This window comes from Streptomyces sp. NPDC047079 (assembly GCF_040643755.1).
Taxonomy (GTDB): Bacteria; Actinomycetota; Actinomycetes; order Streptomycetales; family Streptomycetaceae; genus Streptomyces.
Genome location: NZ_JBEYUZ010000053.1, coordinates 1 through 12,490, shown reverse-complemented (window position 1 = coordinate 12,490; position 12,490 = coordinate 1). Strand labels below are relative to the sequence as shown.

At 69.1% G+C, this 12,490-nt stretch carries 14 protein-coding genes and 1 pseudogene; 9 read left to right on the top strand and 6 right to left on the bottom strand.

Going from position 1 to position 12,490, the window contains the following annotated elements; all coding sequences use genetic code 11:
* Positions 1 to 189: 189 nt before the first annotated feature.
* The 6 genes from ABZ823_RS30500 to ABZ823_RS30475 all read left to right on the top strand — a co-directional run bounded on the left by ABZ823_RS30500 (position 190) and on the right by ABZ823_RS30475 (position 6,518).
* Positions 190 to 1,482, top strand: a complete 1,293-nt coding sequence (locus ABZ823_RS30500) for a GNAT family N-acetyltransferase (protein ID WP_361666073.1) — start codon at positions 190 to 192, stop codon at positions 1,480 to 1,482.
* A 382-nt stretch (positions 1,483 to 1,864) separates the two neighbouring features.
* Positions 1,865 to 2,770 carry a winged helix-turn-helix domain-containing protein gene (locus tag ABZ823_RS30495; RefSeq protein ID WP_361666075.1) on the top strand — a complete coding sequence of 302 codons (906 nt, stop codon included), beginning with the start codon at positions 1,865 to 1,867 and terminating at the stop codon, positions 2,768 to 2,770.
* The gene (locus tag ABZ823_RS30490; protein WP_361666072.1) at positions 2,719 to 3,501 is read left to right on the top strand and encodes an HAD family hydrolase; all 783 of its coding nucleotides are present in this window, start codon (positions 2,719 to 2,721) and stop codon (positions 3,499 to 3,501) included. Before ABZ823_RS30495 ends, ABZ823_RS30490 begins: the two co-directional genes overlap by 52 nt.
* Positions 3,502 to 3,648: 147 nt before the next feature.
* A complete protein-coding gene (locus ABZ823_RS30485) occupies positions 3,649 to 4,527 on the top strand; it encodes a GntR family transcriptional regulator (protein WP_361666071.1) in 879 nt (292 codons plus the stop codon).
* The gene (locus ABZ823_RS30480) at positions 4,476 to 5,264 is read left to right on the top strand and encodes an HAD-IA family hydrolase (RefSeq protein WP_361666070.1); all 789 of its coding nucleotides are present in this window, start codon (positions 4,476 to 4,478) and stop codon (positions 5,262 to 5,264) included. The genes ABZ823_RS30485 and ABZ823_RS30480 overlap by 52 nt, the downstream gene beginning before the upstream one ends.
* Positions 5,265 to 5,432: 168 nt before the next feature.
* On the top strand, positions 5,433 to 6,518 hold the full coding sequence (locus ABZ823_RS30475; protein WP_361666069.1) for a phosphotransferase: 1,086 nt from the start codon (positions 5,433 to 5,435) through the stop codon (positions 6,516 to 6,518).
* A gap of 32 nt (positions 6,519 to 6,550) precedes the next feature.
* Here ABZ823_RS30475 and ABZ823_RS30470 read toward each other — a convergent pair whose 3' ends face one another.
* Positions 6,551 to 6,739 carry a hypothetical protein gene (locus tag ABZ823_RS30470; protein WP_361666068.1) on the bottom strand — a complete coding sequence of 63 codons (189 nt, stop codon included), beginning with the start codon at positions 6,737 to 6,739 and terminating at the stop codon, positions 6,551 to 6,553.
* A gap of 192 nt (positions 6,740 to 6,931) precedes the next feature.
* Here ABZ823_RS30470 and ABZ823_RS30465 point away from each other — a divergent pair, with 192 nt between their 5' ends.
* Together ABZ823_RS30465 and ABZ823_RS30460 are read left to right on the top strand one after the other, a co-directional pair.
* Positions 6,932 to 7,837, top strand: a complete 906-nt coding sequence (locus ABZ823_RS30465; RefSeq protein ID WP_361666067.1) for a GntR family transcriptional regulator — start codon at positions 6,932 to 6,934, stop codon at positions 7,835 to 7,837.
* Positions 7,838 to 8,144: 307 nt separating this feature from the next.
* Entirely contained in the window at positions 8,145 to 10,238 is a 2,094-nt protein-coding gene (locus ABZ823_RS30460) for an aminoglycoside phosphotransferase family protein (protein WP_361666074.1), read from the top strand.
* Positions 10,239 to 10,437: 199 nt separating this feature from the next.
* Here the strand turns inward: ABZ823_RS30460 and ABZ823_RS30455 are convergent, their stop codons facing one another.
* Positions 10,438 to 10,869: a hypothetical protein gene (locus tag ABZ823_RS30455; protein ID WP_361666066.1), complete on the bottom strand. Its 432-nt coding sequence runs from the start codon at positions 10,867 to 10,869 to the stop codon at positions 10,438 to 10,440.
* Here ABZ823_RS30455 and ABZ823_RS30450 point away from each other — a divergent pair, their 5' ends adjacent.
* Positions 10,870 to 11,085 carry a hypothetical protein gene (locus tag ABZ823_RS30450; protein ID WP_361666077.1) on the top strand — a complete coding sequence of 72 codons (216 nt, stop codon included), beginning with the start codon at positions 10,870 to 10,872 and terminating at the stop codon, positions 11,083 to 11,085. It abuts the gene before it with no gap.
* Here ABZ823_RS30450 and ABZ823_RS30445 read toward each other — a convergent pair.
* The 4 genes and pseudogenes from ABZ823_RS30445 to ABZ823_RS30430 all read right to left on the bottom strand — a co-directional run bounded on the left by ABZ823_RS30445 (position 10,996) and on the right by ABZ823_RS30430 (position 12,206).
* A complete protein-coding gene (locus ABZ823_RS30445; protein WP_361666065.1) occupies positions 10,996 to 11,418 on the bottom strand; it encodes a TniQ family protein in 423 nt (140 codons plus the stop codon). The two genes, ABZ823_RS30450 and ABZ823_RS30445, sit on opposite strands and share 90 nt — an antisense overlap.
* A 3-nt stretch (positions 11,419 to 11,421) precedes the next feature.
* A complete protein-coding gene (locus ABZ823_RS30440) occupies positions 11,422 to 11,628 on the bottom strand; it encodes a hypothetical protein (protein ID WP_361666076.1) in 207 nt (68 codons plus the stop codon).
* 193 nt (positions 11,629 to 11,821) lie between these two features.
* Positions 11,822 to 12,010 (bottom strand): annotated as a pseudogene (locus tag ABZ823_RS30435) (TniB family NTP-binding protein); the annotation flags it as partial.
* On the bottom strand, positions 11,976 to 12,206 hold the full coding sequence (locus ABZ823_RS30430) for a hypothetical protein (protein ID WP_361666064.1): 231 nt from the start codon (positions 12,204 to 12,206) through the stop codon (positions 11,976 to 11,978). The pseudogene ABZ823_RS30435 and the gene ABZ823_RS30430, both read right to left, overlap by 35 nt.
* Between the last annotated feature and the right edge of the window lie 284 nt (positions 12,207 to 12,490).

Here is a 12,490-nt window from a genome sequence, read left to right as displayed (position 1 = left end):
AACTTCGCCCGAGCACGGTTCACTTCATGTGCGTCCATACCTTCAACATGCCCCCAAACAGGACCGAGAGGCAGACGTAACGGAGTCCTACTAGTCCTCGTCGCCGGACGACCGGGCCCGGCCGCGGGCAGCCCCGGACCAGCCGTAAATTCACACGACACCCCGGCCGCCCCGCCCTAGCGTGTGCGCATGAGCGGCACTGAGGACATCGACGTACGAGCCATCACCGAGTTCGAGACCAAGGAGTGGAGCCGCGCCCTCACCACCGGCTTCCTCCTTCCCCCGGGGATGTCGGACCACGATGTCGCGGACCTCGCCACGCACCTCGTCCCCTCGCGCACCCTCGGCGCCTTCGACGACGGCGTCTCCCGCTCCCGGCTCCGCTCGAGCGAGGGGACCCCAATCGTCGCGACCTTCCGCTCCTTCCCCCAGGAGCTGACCGCGGTCGGCGGCACCCCAGTCCCCGCCGACGCGATCACCAACGTCACGGTGACGGCCACCCACCGCCGCCGTGGCCTCCTGAGCCGCATGATGGCCCTCGACCTCGCCGCGGCGAAGGAGCGCGGTGACGTCGTCGCCACGCTCATCGCCGCCGAGTACCCGATCTACGGCCGTTTCGGTTTCGGCCCCGCCACCCACACCGCCCAGTGGGCCGTCGACGTGCCCCGCACCGGCCTCGACCGCCACCGCCCCGTCCTGGACGACGGTGGCCGCATCGACCTCGTCGACGGCGCCGACGTCCGCACGCTGGGCCCCGCACTGCATGAGCGCCTGCGCCGCGGTCAGGCCGGTGCCGTCAGCCGCCCCGAGCGCTGGTGGCGGGTCACCACGGGTGCGATCCGTATGGACGCCCGGCCCTGGACCGAGCCGTTCCACGCCGTCTACCGCGGGCCCTCCGGCGAGGTCGAGGGCCTGGCCACCTACGTGTGCGAGAACCGGTGGGGGGACGACAAGCGGCCCTGCACCGAGGTGACCGTCAAGAGCCTCATCGCCACGGCGCCGGCCGCCGAGCGCGCCCTGTGGCACTACCTCTGCTCGCTCGACCTGGTCACGACGGTACGGACGGGCCACCGCGCCCCGGACGACCTGCTGCCGCACCTCCTGCCCGACCCGCGAGCCGCCCGCCTCGTCATGCATGCGGACTGGCTGTGGGTGCGGATCCTGGACGTCGTACGGGCCCTGGAGGCACGGACGTACGACACCGCCGGCACGCTCGTCCTGGAGGTCGTGGACGAGGCCGGTCTGGCCGGCGGCCGCTACCGGCTGGAGGCCGGACCGGACGGTGCGCAGTGCACGCCCACCGACCGGGACCCCCAGCTGACGCTGCCGGTGGGCGGGTTGGCCACCTTGTGGCTGGGCGACGAGTCCGCCGTGCGGCTCGCGGCGCTCGGGCGCCTACGGGAACAGCAAAAGGGCGCCGCCTCCGTGGCCGACGCCCTGCTGCGGACGTCCAGGCGGCCGTGGTGCCCGGACATCTTCTGAGCCGCTTCGCGGGCTCCCCGGATGGCGCTCCTTCCGTGCGGTGGTGGCTGCCGTGCCGTGCTGCTGCGCATCCGTAGCTGTGCGGTGGTGCGTGCCTTGCGGCTGTTCGGTTGTGATGGTGCATGTGACTCTGATTGCGGTGGTGCTGACGGTGCGGACCGACCGGGCTCCCGGCTCCCCTCCGGAAGGAAGCCCGGTCAGCAGCGTCACGAGGACACGGTGACCAACCTTTCCGAAGTGTGACCATGTCGTTCAAGAACGCTCAAGCTTGCTCAACTTCTGCCGAAGTTGGCGACCAACTCCCCCTTAGTTATCTCCATTTGGGGTCGTCTCATAACCACCCTTCGCCGAACTGCCCAAAGATGGCGTGAAGTTGTACTGTTTGGCCGTGGAGGCGGAACACACCGCCGTCAACGGGCGGACTAGGTCACAACGGCCACAGAGATCCCACCGCGACGTGGCCGACGAACTGCGCAGCCGTATCAGATCCGGGGTGCTGCGACCGGGCCAGCGCATGCCCACCCAGGCCAAGCTGGCGGACGAGTTCGGAGTGGAGCGGGGAGCCGTACGCCAGGCACTGCGCATCCTGCAGTCGGAGCATCTGCTCACCAATGTCTCCAAGGGAAGCCCGGCGACCGTGGCGTCGCATGCGGGCCAGGCACCGACCGGGCCCGGGGCCCCGCCGCAGCCCACGACGGTGGCGCTCGCCCCGCGGATATCCGCCGCGTTCGCCGCACCGCACGTGGAGATCGACGCCCTGTGTCTGACCTCGGTGTCGCTCACGCTCGCGATGGGCGAGCCGTTGCGCGAGATTCACGCGGGGCGCATAAAACCGGCCAGAGTCGATGTGCGTGTGCTGCTGCCGAGCGGCCGGATCGACCTGGCGTTCCCCACCCCGGTCGAAGGCCCGGACGATGACCGGCTGCACAGCCGCTGGCTGGCGCAGCGCAACGCGCAGGGCCATGTCCTGCGGCACAATCTGCTGGCGCTGCGCAGCACCCACGGCATCGACGTGCACGTCTCCTTCCGCGCGCTGCCCTTCACCCCGCCCGTCAAGCTCTATCTCCTCAACGGGTCGGAGGCGCTGTTCGCCTACTACACGCTGGCGCGCCGCGGCGAGGAGATCGATCACGAGCACCTGGACGTGTACGACGCCCAGGGCACGCAGTCCATGCTGTTCTCCTTCGCGCGAGGGGCCGGCTTGCGGGACACGACGTTCGTGGAGCAGTCAGGGCTGTGGTTCGACGCCCTCTGGGAAACGATCACCACGGACCTGACACTCTCCTAGTGACCTCTGATATGACGCGGACCGTACCGGTGACAGCGGAGACCGAGAGACTGCGCGAGCTGGTCGAGGGCGCACGCTTCGTGCTCTTCGACTTCGACGGGCCGATCTGCCGGCTGTTCGCGGGCCACAGCGCGACGGACGTCGCCCGGAGACTGGAGGAGTGGCTGGAGGGGCAGGGGCTGCCCGTGCCGCTGACCGAGGCGGAGAAAGGACAGTCCGACCCCCAGATGGCGTTGCGCGCGGTGGACCGGCGGCACCCGGGGAGCGACCTCGTGGCCGAGCTGGAGGAGCTGCTCACCCGGCATGAGCTGAGGGCCGTCCGCAGCGCCATGCCCACCCCGTACGCCGACCCCCTCGTCCGCACCTGGACCGCGCTCGGCGCGCGGCTCGCGATCACCAGCAACAACTCGGCGCGCTCCGTTTCCGCGTACCTGGCGGGCCGGGGGCTTCTCGGCTGCTTCGCCCCGCACATCTACGGCCGTACGCACGAACTGCACCGGCTCAAGCCGGACCCGTATCACCTGAACCGGGCCCTGCGGGCGATGGGAGCGGCCCCCGGGCACACCCTGATGATCGGGGACGCCCCGTCCGATCTCCAGGCCGCGGAACTGGCCGGGGTGCCGTTCCTCGGCTACGCGCGCAACGAGGACAAGGAGAGCCGCCTGCGCCAGGTGGGCGCCGAGGTGATCGTGCGCTCACTGGACTCGGTGCTGCGCATCCTGCGGGAATGACGGGCTGCGGGTGGTGGGCGAGAGGAGACAGCCGTTTTCGCCAACTTCGCTCATCTCACTGCCAACTTGACGGAATCGCCCTCAGTTGGTCGCCAGTGACAAGCAAGTGTCAAACAACTCCCCGTAGATAGGGCCAGGTTGTAACGTTTGGTCGTGACCCAGGAGAACGCCGCGGTGAACGGCAGCAGAAGGTCCTCGCCCCAGGAGATCGCCGACACACTGCGGGCCCGCATCCGCGCCGGCGAGCTGAAGGCGGGCGACCGGCTGCCCACCCAGGCCGAACTGGCTCAGGAGTTCGGGGTGGAGCGGGGCGCGGTCCGCCAGGCCCTGCGCGCCCTCCACGAGGACGGCCTGCTCAGCAACGTCACCAAGGGCAGCCCGCCCCGGGTCGCCGAACCCCAGCTCGTCAGCGACCAGCCGCAGCCGACGATGGTCGGACTGACGCCGAGACTCGCGGAGGCGTTCGCGGCCTCGCACGTCCGCATCGACGCGGCCTGCCTGACCGCCGAGACGCTGATGCTCGCCCTCGGCGAACCGGTGCGGCTGATCCACGAGGGCCGGATCCGCCCCCAGTCGATCGACGTGCGGATTCTCCTGCCCTCCCGGGACATCAACCTCGCGTTCCCGATCTCCGTCAACAGCCCCGGCGACGAGGACCCGGTCCACAGGCGCTGGCTCGAGCAACGGAACGCCCAGGGGCACGTCCTGCGCCACAACCTCCTGGCCCTGCGCGCGACGCACCGCATCGACGTCCGTGTGACCTTCCGCGCACTGCCCTTCACCCCACCGGTGAAGCTCTACCTCCTCAACGGGGCCGAGGCCCTGATCGCGTACTACATGCTCACCAGGCGGGAGGAGGAGGTGGAGAGCGAGACCCTGGAGATGTACGACACCCTGGGCGCCGAGTCGCTCCTGTTCTCCTTCGAGCAGCGGGCGGGGACACGGGACGCCGCGTTCGTGGAACAGTCCCAGAAGTGGTTCGACGCCCTCTGGGAAACCATCACCACGGACCTGACACTCTCCTAGTGACCTCTGATACGACACAGACTGATCAAAACGAGAAAGAGACCGGGCAGTTGCGGGAACTGATCGGACCCGCGCGTTGTGTGCTCTTCGATTTCGACGGTCCGATCTGCCGCCTGTTCGCGGGGCACTCGGCGGAGGGCGTGGCGAAGGATCTGGTCGAGTGGCTGGAGGGACAGGGACTCCAGGGCCTGCTGACAGAGGAGGAGCGCGTCCACCCGGATCCCATGGTCGTCCTGTACGCGGTGAACCGCCGGCGCCCACGCAGCGACCTGGTGGCCGAGCTGGAGGAGCGGCTCACCCGGCAGGAACTCAAGGCGGTGGTCTCCGCCTGGCCCACCGCATACGCCGATCCGCTGATACGGACCTGGACCGCCCGCGGGGCGAGGCTCGCCATCACGACGAACAACTCGGCGCGGACCGCGGTGAGCTACCTCGACGACCGCGATCTGACCGGCTGCTTCGCCCCCCATGTCTATGGCCGCACCCGTGATCTGCACCGTCTGAAGCCGGACCCGCACTGCCTCAACCGTGCCCTCGGCGCGATGGGCGCCTCGCTGTCCTCCGCCCTGATGATCGGCGACACGCCCTCCGACCTCCAAGCGGCCCGCCGGGCCGGGGTGCCGTTCCTCGGCTACGCGGGCAGCGGCCGCCAGGAGAAGGCACTGCGGGAGGCGGGAGCCGAGTGCGTGGTGACCTCGCTCGAGCCGGTACTGCGGACGGTGCGCGAGCGGCCCTGACAACACCACGTACCACCGTCCCGTCCAATTGGACTGATTGGTTCCGCGCGCCCTGAAGCCGTCACCGTGTCGGGCACGACACTCCGGCTTCATGTCAACCCGCGTTCGCAGCAGGGATACCGTGCCTGACCTTCACCCGTCGGCGTGGGCGAAAAGGAAACAGGGGCCATGTCACCGAAACCTTCGAAGGCCCGTCAGCGGGCCGCTGAGATGAGCGGCGAACTGGCGTACGTCGAGGGCCCGCTCGCGGGCTACCACCACGAGACGTACGTGATCCCGTTGCCGGACACGGTCGTCGGCCGGCCCACGGCGGGCTCGACCCCGGTGCGCGGCAAGGTCCGGGAACCGCGGAGCAACCTGCTGTGGTTCGACCGCCGGTGCTTCGCCTCGGAGGAAGATCTGCTCCACGCCCTGCACGGCCGCATCCCGGGCATCCCGGACCTCATCGAGGTGGCCGGCATGCGGTTGCAGAGGTTCGTGGAAGGGCGGACGCTGGGCTCCCTCCACGCGTCCGGCCGGGCGATACCGGACGGCATCGCCGCGCAGATCCTGGGTCTGTTCCGCCATATGGTGGGGATCGCGCCGGAGGGACTCACGGTGGAGCGCCAATGCGCCCCGCACGACCGGCCTGACGACGGCGACACCGCCGGATTCCTGGAGCGCCTCATCTGCTTCGCCGAGGAGCGGGTGTACCAGGAGAACCTGCCGCGGTTCCCCGGTCTGTTCGCCTCGCTCGGACTCGACGACGACTCCTTCAGAAGACTGAGGAAGCATGTCGCCGGCCTGACCGAGCGGCCCTTCTGCCTGCTGCACGCGGACCTGCACCGGGAGAACTTCGTCGTCGACGACGAGGGCCGGCTGTGGACCATCGACTGGGAGCTGGCCATGATCGGCGACCCGCTCTACGACCTGGCCACCCACCTCCATCTGATGCGCTACCCGAGCGCCCAGGCGGCCCTGATGGTCAGCCGGTGGCGCGAAGTGGCGGAGGAGGAGAGGCCGGGGAGTTCCAGGGGCTTGGAGGAGGACCTCCCAAGGCTCCTCGACTTAAAGCGCGCTCAGTCGGTCTTCACCGACCTCGTCCGGGCGACCCAGACCCTCGACGCCCGGCCGGAGTTCGGCGAGCGCCTCCTTCCGCAACAGGCCACGCGGGTACGGCGGGTGCTGGTCGCCGGCGCGGAGCCGCTGGGGCTCGATCCCGTGCCGAGCCACGAGGACGTCATGGCGGTGCTCGGGCGCCTTGGCGAGGGGTGAGCGCCCCGTCCGCGCCCTGACCCCGGTGTCGATCACGCCTGGGCCATCAGCACGACGAAGAAGAAGAGGGCGGCCGCCGAGCCGGTCAGTGCCGTCTTGCGGGCCCGTATGCCTACCGCCGCCAGGCTCAGGAGCAGCACGCCCGCAAGTCCCGTCTCCCGCTGAACCAGCTCCGTGGCCCAGAGTTGCAGGGCCGCCCCGACCAGTTGTGCGTACACCATGTGCCCACCCCGTCCCCTGTGGAAGACCGATCAACTACCCGTCCAATTGGACTGGTTGCCGTATTTTGGTTGTCCCCTGTGGGCTAGATCCCTAAGCGCCGGGCAGCTTTTCGTCTTCCCGAGCAGGCCAGTTGGGCTGTGAAAGGAACGGGATGCGGTTTGCCCGTGAGTCGGAAGAGGTACGGTCGCGATGTGACCACGGAACGCGGCGAAGGAGGCGGCAAGGAGTTCGAGCGTGTCCTCGAGAAGCTGCGCGCCCGCATGGCCGACGGCACGTATGCGCTCTACTCGACGCTGCCTCCGCAGCGGGAACTCGCCGAGGAGTTCACGGTCTCGCGCGACACCGTGCAGCGCGTGCTGCGGGAGCTGAGGAACGAGGGGTGGATCGAGTCGCGGCAGGGCAGCGGCTCCCGTGTGGTGAAGAGCCCGATCCACTCGGGCACCCCTCAGCAGGCGCCCCGGGTACGAGCCGCCCTCGGCCCCTTCATCGCCCGCGCGTTCGCCCAGCCGACCGTACGGCTGGACGTGTTCACCCTCACGTCGGAGAGCCTGGACGCCCACGTCCGGCTCCAGGCCGAGCGCATCCGGCTGGGAGAGGTCCAGCCCGAACGCATCGAACTGCGCATGCTGCTGCCCTCCGAGTCGCTCGAACTGCCCTACCCCCGGGCGAGGGCGGAGAGCGCCGGGGAAGGCGCACCGGCACGGACCGGCGCGTTGCAGCAGAAGGTGCAGGAAAGGCTCCGGGCCATCACGCAGCGGCACACGATCTCGTTGCTCTCCGCCCTGCGCAACCTGCGCACGGAGGGCCTGGTCCCGTACGCCGACGTGCAGATCCGCCATGTGCCCCTGACGCCGGCCTTCAAGCTCTATCTGCGCCGGGGGGCCGAGGCCTTGTTCGGGCCCTACGAGGTGGTGGAGCGGCCCATCCTCATGGAGGACGCGACGGAGGTCGAAGCCCTGGACGTGCTGGGGCTGGGATCGACCCTCACCCGCCATGTCAACGACGAGGGCGACCCGGACGCGCCGGGCTCCGTGTTCATGGAGAGCATGCAGGCGTGGTTCGACTCCTGCTGGACACTCCTGGCGGAGGAGGCCTGACCTGCGTCCCCGCCTCCGCGGGCCGCGCGGCGGGTGACCCTTCCGAGTGCCCAGGGCACCCGGATCCGTGGCCGGATGCCGAGTCCGCCTCTCGGCACGGCCTGCCATGCCCTAGGGTGTGCCCACCTCGTTCGCGGCGCATGAACATCGAGTGCGGCGCACAGTCATGCAGGAGTCACCGTTGGGCGTTCCGCCAGTGCCTGACCACCGCGCTCCGGAGCGGCCGGCGGACGACGCCTACGGACGGTTTCTGCGCTACGCCCGGGCGCTGGGCTCCTTCGACCGCGGCCATCACAACCTGAACTACATGGTGAGGCCCCTGACGGAGCGGGACCGCCGTCTGGTGGCCTGTGACGACGGTGCGGCGGTCACGGTGCGCCAGCGGATCCCGTCGGCGCTGCCCGTGGTCATCAGGACCTGGCAGGACGAGTCTGAGATCCTCAACGCGATCCGGGGCGTCCTGCCGCACGTTCCCCGCTGTCTGGCCCGGCACCAGGACATCGTCGTCCTGAGTTTCGTGGAGGGCGTGTCCCTCTCGAGCATCTGCCCCAACGGCACCCCGCTGGACTCCGGCGTCATCACCGCTCTGACGGGCCTGCTCGCGGACATGACCCAGGTACGACGACGGCACCTGCCGCCGCTGCCCCTGTACTGGCCGCGGTCGAGCCGGGACGGCAGGGCCTTTCTGCGTGCCCTCGCCTTCGCGGCGGAGGACCAGATCAGAGCGCGCAACTGGGCCCAGTTCGGCGGTCTGTTCGCGATGCTGGGCATTCCCGAGGACGCCATGGTCCGCTTCGCGGAACGGGTTCCCGCGCTCATCAGCCGCCCCTTCAGCCTGCTGCACACGGACCTGCACCGGGACAACGTCATCGTGTCCTACCACGGCCATCCGCCGCTGATCTGCGTCGACTGGGAGCTGGCGACGTACGGCGATCCCCTGCACGACCTCGCCACCCATCTGGTGCGCATGCAGTACCCCCAACGCCAGTGGGACGAGGTCGTGGAGGCGTGGAGCGTGGTCATGGGGGAGCGGCGCAGCAAGGCGGTCCACGGACTCGACCGGGACCTGAGGCACTATCTGGCCTTCGAGCGCGCCCAGTCCGTCTATCCGGACGTGATGCGCGCCGCCGAGTCGCTCGGCGACTCCTTCGACCAGCGGGACCTGGACGCGGCGACCCGGGCGGTGCACCGGGCGCTGTTGGCGGCGGAGGAGCCGCTGTGCCTGAAGCACGTGCCGGACGAGCGGGAGATCGAGCGCATCCTCTTCCGCTGGAACGAGTCCCACGGCGTCAGGCCCAGCCGCGAGCGCACCCTGTCCCAGATCGTCTGGCAGCGCGACCGCCGGGTACCCATCCGCCCGGACTTCCCCCTCTGGGCGGTGAGCCGCGCACTGTTCGAGGAAGGGGCCGCGTCGGCGGACCGGGTGTTCAAGGGCACGGCTCACCTCAACACGGCCGTGCGGGTCGAGGGTGTCGGCTTCCCGGTCATGGTGCGCAGGAAGGCGGGGTCGTCGAACCCCTTGGAGCGGCGCTTCCTCAACGAGCACGTCGTGCTGGGCGCGATCGAACGGACCGGGGTCCGGGTGCGTGCCCCGCGGGTACTGGCCCTGGGCACCAGCGGGCTGCGCGAGCAGTTCACCATCCACACCTACGAGGGGCCCGCGGACGGCATCCGCCCGCCCGCCCATCCCGCGTACGGGCTGCTGCCCCACGAGGCGGACGACCTCGTCGACCAGCTCGCCGAACTCACGGCCGTCCCCTGCGACCAGGTCGACCCCATATTCAGGGGGGTCGACTTCTACTCCTGGCTGCGGGCCGAGCTGGTCCGCATGGTCGGCGAGCTGCCCAAGGCCACCAGGGACCTCGCCCGGGAACTGGGCCTCCCCGGCAGTGTCCGGCTGGCCGAGATCCTCACCCGCCACATCCTGGCGCCGCGCCGGTCGGTGCTCCTGCACGGCGACCTCAACCCGTGGAACCTCGTACGCCGTGCGGACGGCGGCCTCACCCTGATCGACTGGGAGATGGCCATGATCGGGGACCCGCTTTACGACCTGGTCCGCCATATGCATCTGACGCCCACCCGCCCCGACATCCGCCGGCGGTTGCTGAGCCGCTGGTCGCGCCGGTTACCGGACGACTGCACGAAGGGCTGGCAGGAGGACTGGCGTGTCTACCGGTGGATCGAGATCATCCGCTCCGCGTACGTGGACCTCGACCGCCTGGTGACGGGCGACAGCCTGGAGGCCCCGAACGTACGCCGCGCCGTCGACACCTACGCGATGACGCTGGTGGAGGCCACGGCCGCGCTGGGCCTGCCGGACAGGTCCGCGGTGAACCCGTACCTCGTCCGGGCACTCCCGCACGGCGGCGAGCGCACGGCGAGTGCCACGGCGGACGTCTGACGCTGTTCCGCGTCGCGGGTGTCCGTTCCCAAAAGATCTGAGTGGATGAGGTGTCTCCGAGCTGGGCCTTGTCAGTTCTGCTGGGACGGTTCCGAAGCCGGGCGGCCCAGTGGATCTGAACGGTGGTGAGCCTGCTTGTGGGCGAGCCGGGGTGGTCCCATTTGTTCTGTCGGACGGTGGGTCTGTGGCCTGGAGTCTTTCAGTTCTGGTGGGACTCATCCCGTAGGGCGTCGTAGTCGTCCGGCGTCGTCACCAGCATCAGTGATCGTCCCAGGGAGTCGGTCCAGCGAAAGAGGGCGTCGTTGGAGAAGGCGTGGGATCGGAGCTTTTCGCGGAGGGTGGGGACGTTCAGCCGGTGCTCGGCCTCTACGTAGGCGGCGTTGATGGTGCGCCGGTGCTGGCTGAGGTTGGCCCATCGGCGAGGCGCCCGTCGTGCTCGCCAAGCAGGGTCGGCCACCATGCCGAGCAGCGTGACGAACTCTGGGTAGGTGGCGATGTACTCACGCTCGTCGACGCGTCTCCTGATGATGTTCCCGTAGACGGCTTCCTTGGGAGGGAGCCGGGCGAGGCGGTCGTTCCAGCGTGACAGCAGATGGGGTTGGTTCTTGTTCAGGAGCCAGGAGCGGACCAAGTGCTGCGCTTCCTTCGTTCCTGCTTCCAGGGTGTCGGGGAAGCGGCGGGCGATTCGTCGGTGGCGGTGCTGAGCGGTGACGAGCTCTGGGAGGTGGCCGACGGGGTAGTGGCGATTGCCGTCGGCTCAGATGCCGTGTCGGCGGCAGAGCTGGAGATCGGCGGGGCGGTGGGCGAGTACGGGCCCGGTGATCCCGCGTCGATGCATGCAGTGTGAACAGGCGACGTAGAGACGCCGACGGTAGCGGACGACGTCACCAGCGGTGCGCGCCTCAATCCTGGCGATCGCTGGTAGCAGCATCCGGAGGGTCTCGGGCGCAAGACCCGTCAGGATGGCCAGCCGTGGCAGAACCATCGGAGTCCAGCGCCATAGTGTGTCTGTCCGCTTGCCGACCTGCGCGTTTTTGAACGGTGTAAGGGTTTTCGCCAGTTGGCCCGCCGTCACTTGGTTGGCGGCCGCGAGGCGGTGCAGATACCAGCCGAAGACCTCCCCGTGGACCGGTGGCAGAGGAATCGGCAGGAGTCGGACCGGGGTTTCCCACGGCTCCATTGCTCAGGCTGCCTTCGGTCTGCGAGTGCGCTTGGCGCGGCGGTGATCAGGCTGGGACTGCTGGACGGCGTGGTCGAGCTCGATCTCGTCAAGCATGCGCTTGGTGATCTTTTCTGTGCCGGCGTCGATGGCATCGACGGCGGCTTCGCGGATGAGCTGGGAAAGGCTGCCGATCAGCCCGCCGGTGCGTTCGTGGAGGTAACCGGTCATGGCGACCAAGGTGCCGGGGCGATGAGCGTGTAGTCGCAGGGAGTCCTCCATGGTCGCCACCAGGGCCTGCCAGTGCTCCTTGTCCGCGCGATTCTTGTGGCCGAAGGGCCGAAGGGCCGAAGGGCCGAGAGGGGATGACCGTGTAGCGGCCGGCGATCTGTTGCCCGCGGGTGCCTTGGAACAGGCTGCTGGTCTCGACGTCGAGACCAGCAAGCACGAAGGTGGCCGCGATCCGTTCCGAGAGGTACTTCAGCTGGTCGGATGCCTCGGCTCCGTGGCGGGTCGTCAGGTCGAGGTTGTGGATCTCGTCGACCAGGACGAGCGTGGTGCCGAGCTTGCCGAGCAGGTCACAGACGGCGTTGGTGATCTGGACCTGGCTCATGCGGTGCTCCAGCGGGATGCCGAGGAATCGGGCGAATTGGTGGCATGCGGCCCTGAACAATTTCCTGGCCGATGAGCTCAAAGCCTTCCGAGACCAGTAGATGCGACAGCAACACCAGGCTCGCCGACCCGGCTTCGTCGAGGAGCCGCACGGTCGTCCCGGACAGGCCCACGACCGTGTGCAGCCGGTCGTCCATGCGCACCCGATCCCCGACCCTCAACGCTGCCCGTGCCCCTGGGTGCCCGCTCACCGGGTCTCCGCACGTGACACCAGCGTGGCATCCGACAGGGGGTGCGACAGATCCGCTGTCAGCCGTCCCAGCCAGAGCAGGTGGAACACCGTCGGCAACACCGCGATCGGATCACCGAGCAGCGCAGCCTGTGTCTGAACCGCCCCGGTTCGAATAGAGACTCGATTTCATGAAAGGATCGAGTCATGGCACGACCTTCCCGTTACCCGCTTGAGCTCCGCCGCCGTGCA